Source organism: Chondromyces crocatus (assembly GCF_001189295.1).
Classification (GTDB): Bacteria; Myxococcota_A; Polyangia; order Polyangiales; family Polyangiaceae; genus Chondromyces; species Chondromyces crocatus.
In genome coordinates, this window is record NZ_CP012159.1 from 404,533 (window position 1) to 421,466 (window position 16,934).

Sequence of the window (16,934 nt, forward strand, 5' to 3'; positions counted from 1 at the left end):
AGCGAACTCGGTCGGAGGTTGTCTTCTGGAATCATGGAAGCCAACGTCACCATCTACGTCACCGGATACTGCCCCTACTGCACCCGCGCCAAGGCCTTGCTGAGCCAGAAGGGCGTCAAGTACACGGAGGTAAACGTCGAGAGTCGGGACGACCTTCGCCGATGGATGCATCAGGCGTCGGGCCAACGCACGGTGCCTCAGATCTTCATCAACGGTCAGAGCGTGGGCGGGTTCAGCGACATCGCCGCTCTCGACAAGGCAGGTCAGCTCGACCCGCTCCTGGCGAAGCCCGCCGGCCCGGACTCTCCCGCCATGCCACGCTGAGCCCACAGACGGACAGCACGATTCGTCCGCAGGACGATGAGATCCTCCACGAGCTGGAGGGGTGAGGGCTTTCATTGCCACCCAATCGATCTGCGGCGCATCGCATCGTGCGAATGCACCCCTCGGCGGGGCAGGACAGGTGCGAAATGCGAGGTCAGGGGGTCTTCTGCAGGACCAGGAGCTGGACGCGGCGATTCTTCTCCCGCCCTGCGTTCGTCGCGTTGTCCGCGATGGGCTTGCTCCCTCCGTATCCCTTCACGACGAGCCGCTCCGCCGGGATCCCTTTGTCGACGAGCCACTTCCTGACCGACTCGGCCCGCGCCGTGGACAACGTCTCGTTGTACTTCGCGTTTCCCGTGTTGTCGGTGTGCGCCTGCACCTCGATCTTCACCCACTCCGGATGCTGAAGCACCACCTCCTTCAGCTCCTCCAGAACAGGATTCGACTTCGCTTCGATGGGCGGCAAGGCGGCGGTCGAGACCCGAAAGAGCACGGGGTCGAGCAGCATCACCTCGTCGCCGCGCACCCGGACCAGCTTCGGGCAACCATGAGCGCTGGGCTCTGTGCTGGCTGGCCCCTTCTCGCCAGGGCAGGCGTCCTCGCCGTCATGGATGCCGTCACCGTCTCGATCGACCACCGGCGGCGGCGCAGGGCAACCAGGACGACCCCCGACCGACTCCGCCGGACCTGACTCGCTGGGACAAGCATCGAGCGAGTCCGGCACCCCATCCCCATCGGCATCGGCAGGACACCCGTTTTTCGAGGGATCGCCCGAGGCCACCCCTCCCTGCTCCGGGCAGGCGTCTTCCGGATCCGGAATCCCGTCATCGTCACCGTCCACCACGGGGCAGCCGTTCCGCTTGGGGTCGGCGTGCTTGGGCCCGTAGGCGTAGGGGCAAGCGTCGCTCTCGTCGAGCACCCCATCTTCATCGGAGTCGGCCGTCGCCTTGGCTTGCACCCGCGGGTCCTCGGCGCGCGGTGCCCAGGCCAGCGTCCCGATCACACGGAAGGACGGCGTCCCCAGCCCCTCACCCAGCCCTGGGCCGCCAGCAGCCCCCACCGCAAGACCGGAAAATACCCACCCTCGGGCCCCGAGCAGGACTTCCGCACGTGTCGCCCGAGCGTGCTCCACGCGCGTCTGTTCGGTGATGCCGAGAGAGCCTCCCTGCAGTGGTGTCGAGGCGTAGATCTCCGGACCGATCTGCAACCGCTCGTTCCAGAACAGCACCGCAGCGCCAGCGCCGTAGACCAGCGTCGAGGGGTTCCCCGAGCTGCGGAACATCCCGCTACCCAGCGCGCTCCACACGATACGCTCGCCGATGCGACCGCCCAGGAGGAGCTGAGGCGAGATCCGGATCGACCCATCTCCCATGTAGTTGTCCGACGCGCCGGTGGGGAGATGAAGCGCGAAGCCCGTCCCGATCTGGAACACGCCGCGCTCTTCACCGAAGAGACGGATACGGGCTCCGAGCCGTAGATCACCAAGCGCCGGGCCTGAAGGGATCGCTTCGGTGGCTCCCCCTGCGCCCAGCGCCCCCTCCCCCGACTGCGCCACGGCGAGCGGAAGCTGCGCGGCGATCTGGAGTCGATCGAACAGCGCGAACGTCGCTCCGATGTGCAGGATGGACTGTCCTCCGACCACCGCCCGCTCTTCACCATTCTGGCTGAGCGTCAGTGGCGAGGCCGCGTGGCTGAAGAGGACATGCCCTCTGGGAACGAGATGGCCACCGATGAAGGGCGACGGGATGCCAAAAAAGGGATCACCGGCCGATGATGGATCCAGGGGGTCGAGGGCAATGGCGCCCGCCTCCTGGGCTGCTGCTGGCGCGGAGAGCATGGCGGCGGCGACGAGCAACGCCACCCCCGAGACAAAAGCCTTCATCAAGTAGGCGACTTTATCCTCGGTGGCAGTCTCAAAGCAAAGAACACGTCATGCCGACCACAGAACTCTTCGGGGAGCGAGGGTTCCGTTCTAGGATGCTGCGAGTCGAGGAGGGTCGGCTCCTCAGGTCGGGCAACAAGGAGCTGGCGATGGAGGGCAGGCGCGGAATGAGATGGACCGGCGTGGCCGTGATGGTGGGGGCTCTGAGCTTGGTGGGTGGGGAGGCATGGGCGCAGACAGCTCCCGGCGCCCCCACGGCACCGCAATCACCTCCCGCGGCCGCCACCGCACCAGCCGCTCCACTCTCGGAGTCGCTCACCGGAATGGCCAGAGCAGAACATGGCGCAGCCGTGGCGCTCTTCAAGGATGGGGACTTCGCCGGGGCGCTCGAACGGTACGAGAAGGCCTATGAGCTCTCTCGGGATCATCGCCTCCTCTGGAGCGTCGCACTGTGTCAGAAGAACCTGCGCCACTACGCTGGGTTGCTCACGACGCTACAGCGCCTCGAGCAGGACGCGGGGGCAAAGCTCAGCGAAGACGACCGGAAGGACCTCGCCGATCTCCGGAGCACCGCCGAGTCGCTGGTGAGCCGGATCGAGCTTGCGGTGAGCGAGGCCGGTGCGACGGTCCTGATCGATGACGTCCCCATGGGGACGACGCCACTCCCGAAGCCACTCGCCGTCGAGCTGGGAGAGCGAAGGCTGCAGATCACGAAGCCTGGCTTCAAGGCTTTCTCGCGCACCCTGCGGGTCGAAGGTGGCAGCCGGATCGGGCTGGCGGCGACCCTGGAGCGCGACGTCCGCCGCGGCACGCTCCTCGTGCAAGCTGCACCCGACGATCTGATCTCGGTCGATGGCAAGCTGGTCGGTCGAGGGCGCTGGGAAGGTCCCGTGACGAGCGGACCGCACGCCCTCCGCGTGAGCGCGACGGGGAAGGAGACCCACGAAGCCGAGGTGCTGGTGCGCGAAGGCGAGCTCCGGCGGGTCGATGTCGGCCTGAACAAGGCGTCGGCAAGCTCGGGGCGGCTGTGGTGGTGGCTCGGTGGCGGCGCCGCGCTCCTCGCAGGCGCGGTACTCACCGGAGCCTTGCTGTACGAGCCCGGGACGCCCGCCGAGCGAGGGACACTGGGGACGATTCCACTCTCGTTCGGAGGTCGATGATGCTGAAGCGCATCGGAGGTTTCGGGCTCGCCGGGCTCTTTGCGATGAGCATGGCTTCCATGCTCGGTGCGTGCGCTGGCTCCAAGGGACAGCTCATGGTCGCCTTCCAGACGGACATGTCCGTTCCGAAGGACATCGACCAGATCCGGATCGTCGCTACCCTCGAAGGCGCGGTCGTCTTCGAGGGGCGTTACGGTCGAGACGAGAACGAGCAGATCCGCCTCCCGGCCACGCTCGGATTCCTCACGCCGGACGATCCTTCTCGGCCTCTCAAGCTGAGGGTCATCGCCACCCGTGGTGGGGACGATCAGGTCCAGATCCTGCGCGAACTGGTGACGACCATCCCCGAGGACAGGACCGCCCTCCTCCATCTCCCCATCCAGTTCCTCTGCTACGGCGCTGCCGAGGTCGAGCGCGACGAGAACGGGCAAGCAAAGCGCGATGAGAACGATCAGGTCATCGTGAAGAGCACCTGCGAGGAGGGAAAGACCTGCATCGCCGGCTCCTGCGTGGCCCAGGAACTCCCCTCGGACGAGCTACCCGAGTTCACCACCCAGGCCGTCTTCGGAGGCGGGACGGGCCAGGGTGACGGCTTGTGCTTCGACACGGTCCGGTGCTTTTCGAACGCGGCGAGCGTCACCTTCGATCTTGACGAGTTCAGGAACACCGGCGGGGAGACGTGCCGCGCCACGCTGCCGACGCCGGATACCACCATCAACCTCGCGCTCCTGACGCAAGGGGGTGGGATCTGCGGCTCCAGCGCCTGTTACGTGCCGCTCGACGCAGAGAGCGACGCTGGGTTCCGCGTGGATGCGGGCTGGCTCCAGCTGCCCAAGGCGGTGTGCGCACAGGCGGAAGCGCAGAAGCTGCTGGGCGTCGCCGTCTCGCCCGCCGGAGAAGGGACGTGTCAGCAAAAGCTGACCGGACTGCCCACCTGCGGCCCCTGGTCCGCGTCCGGGCAGGGACACTACACGGCACCGGATGGCGATCAGCCGCTGCCCGTCGCCCTTGGCCTCAAGAACCCGGTCGAGCTGTTTCTTTCAGGCGCGCGCGTCCTGTGGACCGAGGCGGGCGACTTCGATGAAGAGACGGGCGCATCGCTCGGGCAGGGTGCCGTGAAATGGATCCCGCTCGACGGAGGGAACCCCGAGATCATCGCAGCAAACATGCTGTCGCCGCGGGATGTGGTGGCCGATGACGTCGGTGCCAGCGCAGGCAATCCAGCAACGCTGGGCCCTGTCTTCTTCACCACGGCCGGCGCGGCAGCCGACGATGGGGTCGTCTGGGCTGCAGCGCCCGGGCTGAACCCGGTGGCGCTGCTCGATGGACGAAAGCAACCCGAGGGGCTCGCCCGGCTCGGCGACACCTTGCTCTGGACCGAGCTCTGGGGCGATGAGGTGCTCGAAGTGACGACGAGCGGGCTTGGCGCATCGCTCTCGGCGCAAGGCGCGCCCACCTCGCGAACCCCGGCAGGCTTTCTCGCTCGCGCTCCGTACCGTGTGGCGGCAGCGGCGAACATCGTGTGCTGGACTTACCAGGGCACACTTCAAGCCGGGGATGCCGCGGTCGCCTGCCAGCGACCCGGAGGCGAAGCCAAGATCATCGCCAGCCAGGAAAGCACGGCGAGATCACTCGCGCTCGACATCGACGGCAGCGGGAACGCGCAGGCCGTCTACTGGACGAGCTTCGAGGGTGGGGCCGTCTCTCGCGTGGATCTCACGGAAGAGTCGTTCGGCACGGTGGAAAGGGTCGCGCATTCTCAAGCGCTCCCGAGCGGCATCGCCATCGACGATCGGTACATCTACTGGACGAACCGGGGAGCCGGCACCGTGGTGCGAGCAGGCAAGGACGGCGCAGAGGCCGAGGTCCTCGCCGCTGGACAGCATCGACCAGGATCCATTGCGGTGAATGGCGACGCACTCTACTGGCTCAATGAGGGCTCCAGCGAGTCGGCCGGAGGTCTCGGCGGAGCTGGCGTGATCATGCGCCTTCAGAAGAAGCCTGCGAGCACACCGACGAACTGACGTCATCGTCCGCCGCTCCGATCACGACCCGAGGAGGAGGGACCATGACCAGCCCATCGAGCGATCGCTACGAACTCTACTACTGGCCCAACATCCAGGGTCGCGGCGAGTTCATCCGCCTCCTGTTCGAAGAGGCGGGCGTCACGTACGTCGATGTCGCCAGGCTGCCAGAGCGCGAAGGAGGCGGTGTTTCGGCCATCTTGCAGATCCTCCAGGCGGATGGCGCGCACCTCAGCCCCTTTGCGCCCCCCATCATCCGGGTCGGTGAGCTGGTCATTGCTCAGGTGGCCACCATCCTGCAATTCCTCGCTCCTCGCTTCGGCCTCGCTCCCGAAGACGAGCGGGGTCGCGTCGAGGCGCATCAACTGCAGCTCACCCTCGTCGACCTGGTCGCAGAGGTGCACGACACCCACCATCCCATCAGCACGAGCCTCTACTACGAAGACCAGAAGGCCGAGGCAAAGCGACGCGCTTCGGCGTTCGTCGAAGAGCGACTCCCGAAGTTCCTCGGCTATTTCGAGAAGGTCCTTCGTCACAACCGCGTCGGTGCAGGCCGTCACCTCGTCGGCACGTCCCTCACCTACGTGGATCTGTCGATGTTCCAGGTGCTGAGCGGCCTCGCCCATGCATTCCCCAACGGGTTCGCACAGGTGGCGCAGGACATCCCTCTCCTCCTTGCGCTGCGCGACAGTGTCGCCGCGAGGCCGCGCCTTGCCGCGTATCTCGCCTCGAGACGCCGCCTACCGTTCAACGAGGAAGGCATCTTCCGTCACTATCCGGAGCTCGACGGCACTCCTGCTCGCTGACCCTGGCCACCTCCCCCCCCTCTCTCCGCCACCCCAGGACTCGCTCCCTCTCGCGGATGACGTCATGCTCACCGAGCCCATGTCCTCCGCCCCTCTCCCGTGCCTCGCCGACCTCCAGGAGCCACCGCCTTCTTCGTCCGGCTGGCTCCCCATGGAACGCGCACCGCTGCCTGGCCTCGACGACGAAGAGGGTGAGCGGCTGCCCACCTCTCTGCCGCCCGTCGTGGACGCGCACGTCCATGTCTTTCCCGACCGCGTCTTCGAAGCCATCTGGCGGTGGTTCGACACCCATGGCTGGCCCATCCGTTACCGCCTCCCGGCATCGCACGTCGCGCAGTTTCTGCTCTCGCGTGGCGTGCACCAGATCGTCGCCCTCCATTATGCGCACCGACCTGGCATGGCCCGCTCGCTGAACCAGTTCATGGCAGCCGTGTGCGCAGACGAGCCGCGCATCATCGGCCTGGCGACGGTCTTGCCTGGAGAAGCGGACGCCTCTCGCATCCTGGACGAAGCATTCTCGATGGGACTTCAGGGCGTGAAGATGCACTGCCACGTCCAGTGTTTCGCGCCAGACGACCCTGCGATGCACGAGGTGTACGAGGCCTGCGTTCGCGCCGACCGACCTCTCGTGATGCACGCTGGCCGAGAGCCGAAGAGCACCGCCTACCGCTGTGACACGCACGCGCTCTGTTCAGCGGATCGGGTGGCGCGGGTGCTCGAAGCGCATCCACGCCTGCGCCTGTGCGTACCCCACCTCGGAGCCGACGAGTTTGACGCGTACGAGCGCCTCCTCGAGCGCCACGACGGACTCTGGCTCGACACCACCATGGTGGCTGCCGGCTACTTCCCGGTCGAACTCCCCCTCCGCCTCCTGCGCTGCCGCCCCGACAGGGTCCTCTACGGAACCGACTTCCCCAACCTACCGTATGCCTGGGACCGCGAGATCAAGCGGCTCGTCACCCTGGGGTTGCCGGAGGAGGAGCTCGCAGCGCTGCTCGGTCAGAACGCCCTCCGCCTCTTCGCGGGCACTCCTCCTCGCGGGACTTCGACGGCTTGAACCGCTCTCCTCGGCTCCGCCCGCAGGTGGCGCGGCCAGCGCCTCAGCAGGCTCCGGGCAGCGTACAGGGGAGCGTGTACATGCCCCCCACGCACATCTGCTCGGGGAAGCGCATGTCGGTGCTGAGCGGATTCTGGAAGGAGCAATCGAGCTTCAGCGTCTGCTCTGGCTCGATCACGATCTTCTGGGCCGAAAAGATCGTGGGCTGCGGCTCGGCCCACGCGGTGGTCTCGTAGAGGGTCTGATCGGTCTCCTTCACGCTCATCCGGAAGTGGGTCCCTCCTTCGTGCATGTGGGAGGAAGCGGCGACCACCCGGAAGCGCTCCCCTGCCACCTGCTCGTAGCTCACGTCCGTGGACCCGTGGGCGGGCACCACGAGGCCATACTGCTCCGGCGGGAGCACCGTTCGGAAGGCCAGCCGCGCCACGACCGGCTTGCCACGCCGCAAGTCCAGGGTCGCGCAACCGGCCTGGTCGCTCGCGCCCGTGTTCAGAAAGTGAGCGTCGAAGATGAGCTGCGTCCCTGCGGGGACGTGCAGACCGACCTGCACCGGCACGGACGGGAAATCGTAGGACACGCCGTCGCTCTCGTACGACACGCCAGCGAGCATCTGGAACACACCGTTCTGCTGCGCGTCCATGATCTCGGCCTCGGAACAGGGCGCCACCCCATCGGGCGCGGTGGGGCTCTGGCTGAGCAGCAAGGCGTGATGCCCGACCGCTCCGAGCGTCCCCACGAAACCGCTGATGTCGAGAGGTTCCGGTGTCGTCCACCTCAGGCAGAGCGTCCGCTCCTCTCCAGGGGCGATCGTATCCCCCACGGCGAGGCGCAAGGTGTCGCCTTCGAGCTGCGGGACACAGGCCGCCCCACCGCCCTCGTTCCCACCCCCCGCCCCTTGGCCGCCAGCGCCACCGGAACCTCCGCCAGCACCAGTCCCCGTCGGCTCGCCCGTCGCACCAGGCTCTTCCTTGGACGCGCCGCAGGCCGCGACACCGAGCAACAGTGCGGCGCAAAGCCATTGGACGTGTCTGGACGCAACAGGACCAAGGATGCGGCGTGAACCGGAGCGGTAAGTCATTTTCCGAGGAATATCGGCTCCCCGAAGAGCCCGGTCAAAAATTTGACTCCACCCCGTGCCTCCCTCCATAGTTACCGCATCAGTTGCTAGATTGTGAATCTGAGCAATCGATTCCACCCGAATCCCTCAACCGGAGAATGCGCTGTGACCCACCGAACTCATGACTCGCACGAGCACGCTCACGGGCCGAACTGCGGGCACCAGGCCATCCGCCATGGCGATCACGTGGACTACCTCCACGATGGCCACCTCCACCGCGAACACGATGGCCACGTCGACGAGTGCTCCCTGGATCACGCCGCAGGCTGTACCCCGTCCCATGCCTGTGGTGCCCATCCAGCAGACCATCAGCACGGGCCAGGCTGCGGACACGAGGCGGTCCCCCACCAGGATCACGTCGACTACCTCGTCGACGGCCACCTTCACCACGACCACAACGGTCACTGCGACGATCACGGCCGCGTCGATCTCGCCTGACGGGGCGAGCGCGCGGCACAGGACCCCCGCCGACGCAGGACTCGGGCCTCGCTCGAGTCCGCTGCGCGGTCCGCTGCAGTTCGCGATGTGAGCCGTCCGCTACGCGAGCCGTCGTTCCGCTACGCGAGCCGTCGTCTGGACGCGGGCGCGCGCTCTGACAGCTCGGCTTCTCCCGCACCGGCCTCGACACGTCGCTCTGTCGCGGACTGCGGAGCCCGCTCCGACAGGACGGCGCTTGCATCGACGGACGTGGTCTCGTGCTCGTGACCATGCCCGTGCCCGCATCCATGGCCGTGCACATGGACGTGCTCACCCGACACAGGCTCGCTTCGTTCCACCAACATCGTCGCAAACCAGCCGCGAGGGCCGAGCCTCAGGATGCTCGCCAGCAGCAGCACCGCGAGCACGGCCGCTGCCACCCACTCCACCACCGTCGACTCTCGGGCCACCAGCGCATGCACCTCGGGCGCGCTCGACGCAGGGATGAAGGCGTTGGCGAGCAGACCGATGATCACACCGCACGCGGCGCTGCCCAGCGCGAACGTCACCGCGGCGCGCAACCCCAGATGGCGCCGCAAGAGCGCCAGGATGGCCATGTTGGTCGCAGGCCCCACCAGCAGAAAGGCGAGGACCGCCCCCACCGAGAGCCCCTTGTGGAGCATCACGGCGGCGAGCGGGGTGGCCCCCTGAGCGCACACGTAGATCGGGATCGCGGCGAGCGCGCTGGTGATCAGATCGAGCGGAGGCGGCAAGCCGAGCGCCAGATCGGGATCCACCGTGGCCTCGAAGATGGCCGCGATCACCAGGCCCATGACGTACCAGGCGGCCACGTGATCGAGCGTGGGCCCGACCGCATCCGCGAGGGCGGCCCGCAGACGATGGCGCGCCGGCGGAGGTGGCACCGCCGAGACCGGGTCTTCTCCCGGCTCACCCGGTGGGCCTTCGGTCCGCGCAGCACCGGCCGCCATGGCCACGAGGAGCGCGATCGTCATCGCCAGTGCGACGCTCCCGACGAGGCGCGCGATCGTGAGCGGGACGCCGAGGAGACGAAGCGAAAGGATGGCGCTGCCGACGTCCAGCTCTGGCGCACCGACCGCGAACGCGATGACCGCGGCGGTCGGGATCCCGGCGACGAGAAGCCGCCGCGTCACCGGAAGGACCCCACAGGAACAGAGCGGCAAGGGGAAGCCGAAGACCATCCCGCGCAGCGCCTGGGAAGGAGGGCGCCCCCCGCGGAGCCAGGCCGTGAGCTGGCGCGGCATGAAGGCGTGCACGAGCCCAGCAGCCAGCAGTCCGAGCAGCAGCGAAGGCGCGGTCGCCACGAAGAGCGGGCCGAGCGACTGGAGCACGCTCAGCTCCCGCGGGTGCGCCTCGACGAGGAACTCGGCGGGCTCTGGCGCGCTCACCGCCGCGACGACTCCGACCAGAAAAGCGAGCGCGCCGGCGCGTCGCGCCGACGGTGAGGCCGCGGCGGGAACGGCCGTGTGCGTGTGGAGCGCCATGGCCAGCATGGCGCCGAGGCCCACGGCCACGAAGCCATCGAACAGCTCGTGCGGCACCGAAGAGAGCGCCGTGTCCCCCGCGAAGGCGCCGACGATGGTCGCCAGCCCGACCAGCCCCAGTCGGATGACCGTCCCCGTCCAGCCCAGCTCGGGGAGGAACCTCGTCACGAGGAACAGTCCCTCGGGCATGCGATGCACCAGCAGCGCGACGCCGAGCAGGACGCCCTCGGAGCTACCGTGCTGGGCTGCGGCAGCCGCCAGCGCCAGGCCTGCTCCATCCGTGAACGCGTGCATCGCGAGGGCGGTGAGGATCAGCCCGCGCCCCACCCGCTCCCCGGCCACATGGCGCCAGCGCTCGATGAGGCGCAGCCCCACGTACCCGCTTGCCATCGCCGTGATCGCGGGGACCGCCCCGATGTCCTCGGCGACGTGCGGGAGGTGACGCACCAGCAGCAGCGCCGGCAACAGGCCGAGGGTGAGCCCCTCCATCGCCGCCACGGCGACGACGCGCCCACGGCCTAGGGCGGCGAGCAGCGGGCCGACCGCCAACCCTGCCAGGGACAGCGCGAGTGCCAGGAGAAGCACCCGTGGGGTCTAGTCCTGTCGTCGGTCAGCGAGCAAGACCGATCTGTAGATGCAACTTCGATGCGGTCGCCAGCGCACGCCGCGGCTTCACGCCCACGCCCTCATGCGGCGGTCACCGCGTCCGGGCTTACGCCCCGATGCACCGATCGCAGCGCCCCTTGAGCTGGATCTGTACGCCCCTGCGACGGAGCGAGCGGGGCACGCCGCGCGCGGCCTTGATCTGGACGCTCTCGTCCGGCAGGCAGAGGATGTCACCGCATGCGTCGCAGACGAAGTGCGGGTGCTCGTCGGTCCGGTGCCCCGAACCTTCCTTGAGCAGCTCGAAGCGCCACAGGTGATCCCCCACGTCCGCACGACGGACGAGCCCCACCTCGGTCAGATCGATGAGGTTGCGATAGAGGGTCGCCCGGTCCCAACCCCGCGGCGTCAGCTCGGCCGCGAGCTCCGCATGGCTGACGGGCGTGGTGGCCTGTCGCAGGAACTCGAGGACGGCGACGCGAGAGGTCGTCGCCCGGAGCCCCTTGTCGCGCAGGATGGCGCGCAGCTCATCGAGGGTCAGCGGCTTGGCTGCATGCGACACGGCTACCATTTGTACCTGGGGAGGCTAGGGGCGCAATGGCCAGGCGGGGGAGACGCGCGCTCCGGAGAGCCGCACCCGAGACACCTCGCTCACACGGGATCGTCGTCGTCGTCGGCGGGAGGTGATCGCAACTCACTGGCGTGCTGGAGCGCGTTTCGAACGAGTTCCACCACGTGCTGGTCCGCAAGCGCGTAGAAAATGTGTTTACCGTCGCGGCGCTGCACGACGAGCCCTTCCGCACGCAGCACGCGGAGGCGCTGTGACACGGTGGGCATCCGGGCGCGTGAGGCCTCGGCCAGCTCGGTCACGCACACCTCACGCTGCGCGAGCGATTCGAGCAGCTTGAGGCGCTCGACATCGCCGAGCGCGCGAAACAGCGCCGCCGCGCGCTGAAATGCGACCTTGCCGAAGCTCGAGGGGGGAGGCGCGCCATGCGGCTCTCCACCACACGGGGCCGCAGGATCGCTCTCCTCACGCCGTGAGGCCGCCGTCTCCAGCTCGGACAGAGGCTCGGAATGGGGGTCCGTGCTCGAGGTTCGCTTCACCTGATCAACCCGCTGCAGCGTCACCCTTTGTGACTCAGTTGCAAATGCATCGGGCAGTGCATCGCGTCAAGCGCCTTCCTTGGCGCGCTGCGCGCCTCCCTCGGCGCGCTGCGCGCCTCCCTCGACGCGCAGCCGGTCGGGTGCGAAGGGCGCGACGTCCACCGGCGGTCGCTCTCCTGCCGCCAGCGCCGCCACGATCTCGCCGCTGATCGGTCCGAGCAACACGCCGTTGCGGAAGTGGCCCGTGGCCAGGATGAGCCCCCGCACCGCGCCCTCTCCGAGCACCGGCAGCGTGTCCTGCGTGTAGGGCCTGAAGCCCGACCAGAGACGCGTCACCGAGGCGCTGGCCAGCACCGGCACGAGCCGCACGGCCGCGGAGATCAGATCGCGCACCGCCCCCGCCGTCACGCCAGGCTCGTAGCCCACGAACTCGGTGGTGGCGCCGATCAGCACCCGCCCATCCTCGCGCGGCGAGAGATAGCATCCGGGCCCGTAGATCACGTGGTCGAGCAGGCGTCTTCCCGTCGACAGCTCCACGATCTGCCCGCGCGCAGGGCGTACGGCACCCACCGGCAGCCCCGTCCCTTCGATCTGGGACGTCCAGCACCCCGCCGCCAGCACCAGCTTGCCACCCCGCAGCGAAGCCCCGTCCTCCAGCAACACCCCCGACGCCCTCCCCTCGGACACGAGGATCTTCCGCACCGGCGAGCCTGAATGGAACTGCACCCCTGCCTGCCCTGCCGAAAGCCGCAGCGCGCGCATCCACGACGGCGGGTCGATGCGGGCGTCGTCCGGGAAGCGCACGCCGCCAAGGACGGCTGGAGAGATCTCCGGCTCGATGGCGCGCGCCTGTCGCCCATCGACCGGCTCCAGCGTGAGCCCCGACGTCACCTGCCACGCGGTGTGACCGACGATCTCCTCCCGCTCCTCTGCATCCAGCGCCACGTGCAGCGCACCGGCGCGCCGGTAGCCCACGTCCAGCCCGGTCGACGCCGCGATCTCCGGCGCCCAGACCGCGTACCGGGCGCGACCTTCGAGGCAGAGCCGGACGAGCGGGTTGTCCTCGGCCGCCTCGACCTGAGCCCCGAGGATGCCGGCCGCGGCCCACGAAGCGCCGTCACCCGTGCCTTCGCCCGACGTCTCCACGCCGGCCCGCTCGACGATGCGCACCGAAGCACCACGCCGCGCCAGCGCGATCGCAGACGCGCAGCCGACCACCCCGGCTCCGATCACCACCACATCGGTCATGGGCGCCGGCATAGCACGCCCGTGCACGCCTCGATCACGCGGCCCGACCGTGCGGCCCCCGCAGCGCCGCGTGGACACCGCGGGCTCAGCTCTCTGCGTGCCGATCCTTCACCCGCCGGAGCACACGGAAAACGCCGACCAGGTTCCAGCCCGCGAACCCCAGGAAAAGCGCCACGAGCGCCACCGCCCACCGCGAGGAGCGCGGCGACGATCCATCGATCAACAGCCACGCCCCCTCGGGGACGGACACCTGGGTCTGCTCGCGCACCGACCCAGCGAGCCCCGCGTGACGGATGCCCGCCTTGGGGAGCGGCACCAGCCGACCCGCGAACGAGGTCGGGGGCACGAAGCGGGGCCCTTCGAAGCCCTCGGGCACCCGGATCTCCACCCAGATCGTCGGGTTGCCGGCCACCGGCGCCACCCGGAACGAGTCGGCCTCGGCGGCTCGACCATAATGGATGGCCCCGGACGTGCCGAGCAGCCCGGTGGTCCGGATGTAGCGGTTCTCCAGCTCCACGCCCGGCTGCAGCGATGCCAGATCACCGACGTCCTGCGGGTGGCCTGCGCTGAAGGCGTAACGGGCTTCGCCGAGCAGAGCCAGCGACATCACCGCAGCGGCCACCGCCGTCAGCACCATGAGGATCACCGCCGCGGTCCGCTCCGCACGCGGCGGAGCCGGCAGGGCGGCGAACTCGGGGTCGGGCTCGGCCACCTCGAAGCTCGCCCCCCTCGGGTCGGACGGGTGACCCGGACCGGAGAGACGAGCATCCAGGGATGTGCGTTCGGACGACACGGTTGCCTCGAAGTATAGCCGACATGGCCGGGCCGCGCGTCGCGGCTTCGGCCACCCCGGGTCCATGAGCGCCCAGACACCCGACCCAGCCAGGGGTTCCGCGGAGTTCCGCGGCGGGTTCACTTGCCTCCCCCCTACCCCGTCACCGCCCTCCCTTGCTCACCGCCCCACCGTTGCCTAGCCTAGGCGCCCCGATGAGCCGCCCCGAAAATAGCGCCACCCCGGCCTGTCCCACCTGCGGCACCCTCCGCGTGGGCCTGCCGAACAGCCGACGCTGCGCGTCGTGCGGCGGGCTGCTCGACCCCAACCGCGGCGCCCGAAGCCGCGCCCGCCGGGGAGGCTTCTCGCCCCTCTGGTGCCTCATCGCCCTCGTGGTGCAGGCCATCCTCACCGCCGCGCTCGTCGTGGGCCTGCCCATGGTCGTCCATCAGCTCGACTTCGAGGGCTCGTACGGCATGTCCGTCGCGATCCCCGTCTGGCTTTTGGGCGGCACGTTCTTCGGCATGATCTCCCCGGGAAAGATGATCCTCGAGCCCCTGCTCGCCTCCATCCTGGTCGCCGCCCCCACGGTCCACTACCTGATCCAGAGCCAGACCGTCCGCACGATGCCCGTGTACATGTATGTGATCCTGGGCTCGATCGGCGTGCTCTTCTCGCTGGTGGGCATCTACCTCGGCGAGCGGATCCAGATGGGACCGCCGCCCAAGCCTGCCCGATGAGCCCAGCTACGCGGCGCGCCATGCGCCTGACCCTCCCGCACGTCGTGCTCCTCGCTGCCGCCTGTGGCCCCGGTGCCGACAAGGTCGAGGCCGCGGCCGTCCTCCATGCGGCCAACGTTCTGCGGGACGCCCCCAGCGAGCCAGCTTCGGCGCGTCTCGGTCACCTGGAGAGCCTGGAGCGCGCCCCGGCGACCACGCCCCATGCCGCCCGCGCCCGAGACGCCTGCGCCCACGCCTACCGCCTCCTCCTCGAAGGAAACGCCCTCGAAGCCAAGGTCCGCGCAGCGATCGCCACCCCCAGCGGCCTCACCCCCGACATCCTCCGCGACCTCGGTACTGCCGAGGACAAGATCAAGGAGAGCACCACGGCCATGCCCACGTGCGACGAGGCACTGGCCGACCTCCGCCGCTGGCTCCGCTAGGGGCTCTCCCCGTGCCCGGCCTCGTGCTAAAGACCGCGCACCATGTTCGAGACGCTTTCCCGGGGATTTCGTCAAGCGCGCAACCGGCTCGCCGGGCTCACCGAGCTCACCGAGCAGAACATCGAGACGGCGCTCCGGGAGGTGAGGCTCAGCCTTCTGGAGGCCGACGTCGAGATCGGCGTCGTCAAAGCCTTCCTCAGCCGGGTGAAGGAGAAGGCCCTCGGCCGCACCCTGGAGGTCAAGGTGAAGCACGGTGGCGAGACCCACGAGGTCTCCGCCAGCGATCACTTCATCAAGATCTGCCACGACGAGCTGGAGGCCATGATGGCCCACGAGGGCCAGGAGATCGTCTGGGCCCAGAGCGGCGCGACCGGGATCATGGTGGTCGGTCTGCAGGGCTCCGGAAAGACGACCTCCTGCGCCAAGCTCGCGCGCTACCTCGACAAGGAAGGCAAGAAGCCGCTGCTCGTCGCCGCCGACATGCAGCGCCCCGCCGCCGTCGAGCAGCTCAAGGTCCTCGGCGACCAGCTCAAGATCCCGGTCTTCAACATCCCTGGCGCGAGCCCCGTCGAGATCTGCGCCGCCGCGCGCGAGCACGCGAAGAAGCAGGGCCGCGACGTCATCATCTACGACACCGCAGGCCGCCTGGCGATCGACGAGCCGCTCATGAAAGAGCTGGCCGACATCAAGTCGCGGACCAAGCCGGACAACATCTTCCTCGTCGTCGACGCCATGATCGGCCAGGACGCCGTGAAGACGGCGCGCAGCTTCCACGACCGGCTCGACATCAGCGGCGTCATCGTCACCAAGCTCGATGGTGACGCCCGCGGCGGCGCTGCCCTCAGCATCAAAGAGGTCACCGGCGCGCCCGTTCTGTTCACCGGCCTCGGCGAGACCACGGACAAATTCGAGCCCTTCCGCGCCGACGGCATGGCGAGCCGCATCCTCGGCATGGGCGACGTGGTCGGCCTGATGCAGGACTTCGAGCAGGTCGTCGACCAGAAGAAGGCCGAAAAAGACGCCGCGCGCATGCTCCAGGGGGACTTCACCCTCGACGACTTCCTCGAGCAGGTCCGGATGATCCAGAAGATGGGGTCCCTCAAGGACCTCGTCGACAAGCTGCCCATCGGCAACATGTTCCCCGGCGGCCTCCCGCAGGACGTGAACCTCGACGACCGCGAGCTGGTCCGCATCCAGGCGGTCATCCAGTCGATGACGGCCCTCGAGAAGCGCGATCCCTACGCGCTCATCCGCGAGCCGAAGCGCGTGGAGCGCATCTCCAAAGGCTCGGGCAGCAAGCCCGAGGCCGTGACGGAACTCGTCCAGAAGTTCCTCTTCATGCGCCAGATGATGGGCGGCCTCGGTCAGAACATGGGCATGCTCGGGAAGATCCCCGGCATGAAGCAGATGGCCATGGCGAAGAACCTGAAGAAGGCCATGGCCGGTGGCGGCATGCCCGGCATGCCTGGCATGGGCGGCTTCCCCGGCATGCCCGGCATGGGTGGCTTCCCTGGCATGCCCGGCATGGGCGGCTTCCCCGGCATGCCCGGCATGGGCGGCTTCCCCGGCATGCCCGGCATGGGTGGCTTCCCCGGCATGCCCGGCATGGGCGGTGGCGGTGGTGACGACCCCAGCATGACCAAGATGCGCCAGCTCAGCCCCACCGAGCGCAACGCGAAGAAGGCGCAGCGCAAGCGCGAGCGCGACGCCCGCAAGAAGGGCCGCAAGTAAC

Annotated in this window: 16 protein-coding genes; 9 read left to right on the forward strand and 7 right to left on the reverse strand. The window is 68.6% G+C overall.

What is annotated here, in order from left to right:
- Nucleotides 1–33: 33 nt before the first annotated feature.
- Nucleotides 34–324: a glutaredoxin 3 gene (gene grxC, locus CMC5_RS01480; protein ID WP_050428741.1), complete on the forward strand. Its 291-nt coding sequence runs from the start codon at nt 34–36 to the stop codon at nt 322–324.
- A gap of 154 nt (nt 325–478) precedes the next feature.
- Here grxC and CMC5_RS01485 read toward each other — a convergent pair whose 3' ends face one another.
- On the reverse strand, nt 479–2,206 hold the full coding sequence (locus tag CMC5_RS01485; protein ID WP_050428742.1) for an OmpA family protein: 1,728 nt from the start codon (nt 2,204–2,206) through the stop codon (nt 479–481).
- A 323-nt stretch (nt 2,207–2,529) separates the two neighbouring features.
- Here CMC5_RS01485 and CMC5_RS01490 point away from each other — a divergent pair, with 323 nt between their 5' ends.
- From CMC5_RS01490 to CMC5_RS01505, 4 genes are all read left to right on the forward strand, one after another.
- Complete coding sequence (locus CMC5_RS01490) at nt 2,530–3,366, forward strand: PEGA domain-containing protein (protein ID WP_169796426.1); 837 nt, start codon at nt 2,530–2,532, stop codon at nt 3,364–3,366.
- A complete protein-coding gene (locus tag CMC5_RS01495; protein ID WP_050428744.1) occupies nt 3,363–5,390 on the forward strand; it encodes an NHL repeat-containing protein in 2,028 nt (675 codons plus the stop codon). The genes CMC5_RS01490 and CMC5_RS01495 overlap by 4 nt, the downstream gene beginning before the upstream one ends.
- A gap of 44 nt (nt 5,391–5,434) precedes the next feature.
- A complete protein-coding gene (locus CMC5_RS01500) occupies nt 5,435–6,196 on the forward strand; it encodes a glutathione S-transferase (RefSeq protein ID WP_050428745.1) in 762 nt (253 codons plus the stop codon).
- A 64-nt stretch (nt 6,197–6,260) separates the two neighbouring features.
- Nucleotides 6,261–7,253 carry an amidohydrolase family protein gene (locus CMC5_RS01505; protein ID WP_082362152.1) on the forward strand — a complete coding sequence of 331 codons (993 nt, stop codon included), beginning with the start codon at nt 6,261–6,263 and terminating at the stop codon, nt 7,251–7,253.
- 43 nt (nt 7,254–7,296) lie between these two features.
- Here the strand turns inward: CMC5_RS01505 and CMC5_RS01510 are convergent, their stop codons facing one another.
- Nucleotides 7,297–8,253 carry a hypothetical protein gene (locus CMC5_RS01510; RefSeq protein ID WP_050428746.1) on the reverse strand — a complete coding sequence of 319 codons (957 nt, stop codon included), beginning with the start codon at nt 8,251–8,253 and terminating at the stop codon, nt 7,297–7,299.
- A 222-nt stretch (nt 8,254–8,475) separates the two neighbouring features.
- Between CMC5_RS01510 and CMC5_RS48890 the strand changes: the two genes are divergently transcribed.
- Nucleotides 8,476–8,808: a hypothetical protein gene (locus CMC5_RS48890; RefSeq protein WP_342673921.1), complete on the forward strand. Its 333-nt coding sequence runs from the start codon at nt 8,476–8,478 to the stop codon at nt 8,806–8,808.
- Between the two features lie 119 nt (nt 8,809–8,927).
- Here the strand turns inward: CMC5_RS48890 and CMC5_RS01520 are convergent, their stop codons facing one another.
- The 5 genes from CMC5_RS01520 to CMC5_RS01540 all read right to left on the reverse strand — a co-directional run bounded on the left by CMC5_RS01520 (nt 8,928) and on the right by CMC5_RS01540 (nt 14,061).
- A complete protein-coding gene (locus tag CMC5_RS01520) occupies nt 8,928–10,895 on the reverse strand; it encodes a permease (RefSeq protein WP_050428748.1) in 1,968 nt (655 codons plus the stop codon).
- 127 nt (nt 10,896–11,022) lie between these two features.
- Nucleotides 11,023–11,484 (reverse strand): Fur family transcriptional regulator, encoded by a 462-nt coding sequence (locus tag CMC5_RS01525; protein ID WP_050428749.1) that lies wholly within the window; start codon nt 11,482–11,484, stop codon nt 11,023–11,025.
- An 80-nt stretch (nt 11,485–11,564) separates the two neighbouring features.
- Complete coding sequence (locus CMC5_RS46810) at nt 11,565–12,020, reverse strand: ArsR/SmtB family transcription factor (protein WP_218920217.1); 456 nt, start codon at nt 12,018–12,020, stop codon at nt 11,565–11,567.
- Between the two features lie 66 nt (nt 12,021–12,086).
- A complete protein-coding gene (thiO, locus tag CMC5_RS01535; RefSeq protein WP_245678221.1) occupies nt 12,087–13,268 on the reverse strand; it encodes a glycine oxidase ThiO in 1,182 nt (393 codons plus the stop codon).
- A gap of 85 nt (nt 13,269–13,353) precedes the next feature.
- Entirely contained in the window at nt 13,354–14,061 is a 708-nt protein-coding gene (locus CMC5_RS01540) for a hypothetical protein (RefSeq protein ID WP_245678222.1), read from the reverse strand.
- Nucleotides 14,062–14,255: 194 nt separating this feature from the next.
- On the opposite strand from CMC5_RS01540, the gene CMC5_RS01545 reads away from it, so the two are divergent.
- The 3 genes from CMC5_RS01545 to ffh are packed head-to-tail and all read left to right on the forward strand — an operon-like array spanning nt 14,256 to nt 16,933.
- Nucleotides 14,256–14,780 carry a hypothetical protein gene (locus CMC5_RS01545; RefSeq protein ID WP_050428751.1) on the forward strand — a complete coding sequence of 175 codons (525 nt, stop codon included), beginning with the start codon at nt 14,256–14,258 and terminating at the stop codon, nt 14,778–14,780.
- A gap of 20 nt (nt 14,781–14,800) precedes the next feature.
- A complete protein-coding gene (locus tag CMC5_RS01550) occupies nt 14,801–15,202 on the forward strand; it encodes a hypothetical protein (protein ID WP_050428752.1) in 402 nt (133 codons plus the stop codon).
- Nucleotides 15,203–15,244: 42 nt separating this feature from the next.
- Complete coding sequence (gene ffh / locus CMC5_RS01555) at nt 15,245–16,933, forward strand: signal recognition particle protein (RefSeq protein WP_050428753.1); 1,689 nt, start codon at nt 15,245–15,247, stop codon at nt 16,931–16,933.
- Nucleotide 16,934 lies beyond the last annotated feature (1 nt).

What these genes read in the sequence shown, in the direction of transcription:
- CMC5_RS01495 (WP_050428744.1), top strand. Translation starts at nt 3,363, where the DNA reads ATGATGCTGAAGCGCATCGGAGGTTTCGGGCTCGCCGGGCTCTTTGCG.
- CMC5_RS01505 (WP_082362152.1), top strand. Translation starts at nt 6,261, where the DNA reads ATGCTCACCGAGCCCATGTCCTCCGCCCCTCTCCCGTGCCTCGCCGAC.
- ffh (WP_050428753.1), top strand. Translation starts at nt 15,245, where the DNA reads ATGTTCGAGACGCTTTCCCGGGGATTTCGTCAAGCGCGCAACCGGCTC.
- CMC5_RS01525 (WP_050428749.1), bottom strand. Translation starts at nt 11,484, where the DNA reads ATGGTAGCCGTGTCGCATGCAGCCAAGCCGCTGACCCTCGATGAGCTG.
- CMC5_RS01485 (WP_050428742.1), bottom strand. Translation starts at nt 2,206, where the DNA reads ATGAAGGCTTTTGTCTCGGGGGTGGCGTTGCTCGTCGCCGCCGCCATG.
- CMC5_RS01545 (WP_050428751.1), top strand. Translation starts at nt 14,256, where the DNA reads ATGAGCCGCCCCGAAAATAGCGCCACCCCGGCCTGTCCCACCTGCGGC.
- CMC5_RS01500 (WP_050428745.1), top strand. Translation starts at nt 5,435, where the DNA reads ATGACCAGCCCATCGAGCGATCGCTACGAACTCTACTACTGGCCCAAC.
- CMC5_RS01490 (WP_169796426.1), top strand. Translation starts at nt 2,530, where the DNA reads ATGGCCAGAGCAGAACATGGCGCAGCCGTGGCGCTCTTCAAGGATGGG.
- grxC (WP_050428741.1), top strand. Translation starts at nt 34, where the DNA reads ATGGAAGCCAACGTCACCATCTACGTCACCGGATACTGCCCCTACTGC.
- CMC5_RS01550 (WP_050428752.1), top strand. Translation starts at nt 14,801, where the DNA reads ATGCGCCTGACCCTCCCGCACGTCGTGCTCCTCGCTGCCGCCTGTGGC.
- thiO (WP_245678221.1), bottom strand. Translation starts at nt 13,268, where the DNA reads ATGACCGATGTGGTGGTGATCGGAGCCGGGGTGGTCGGCTGCGCGTCT.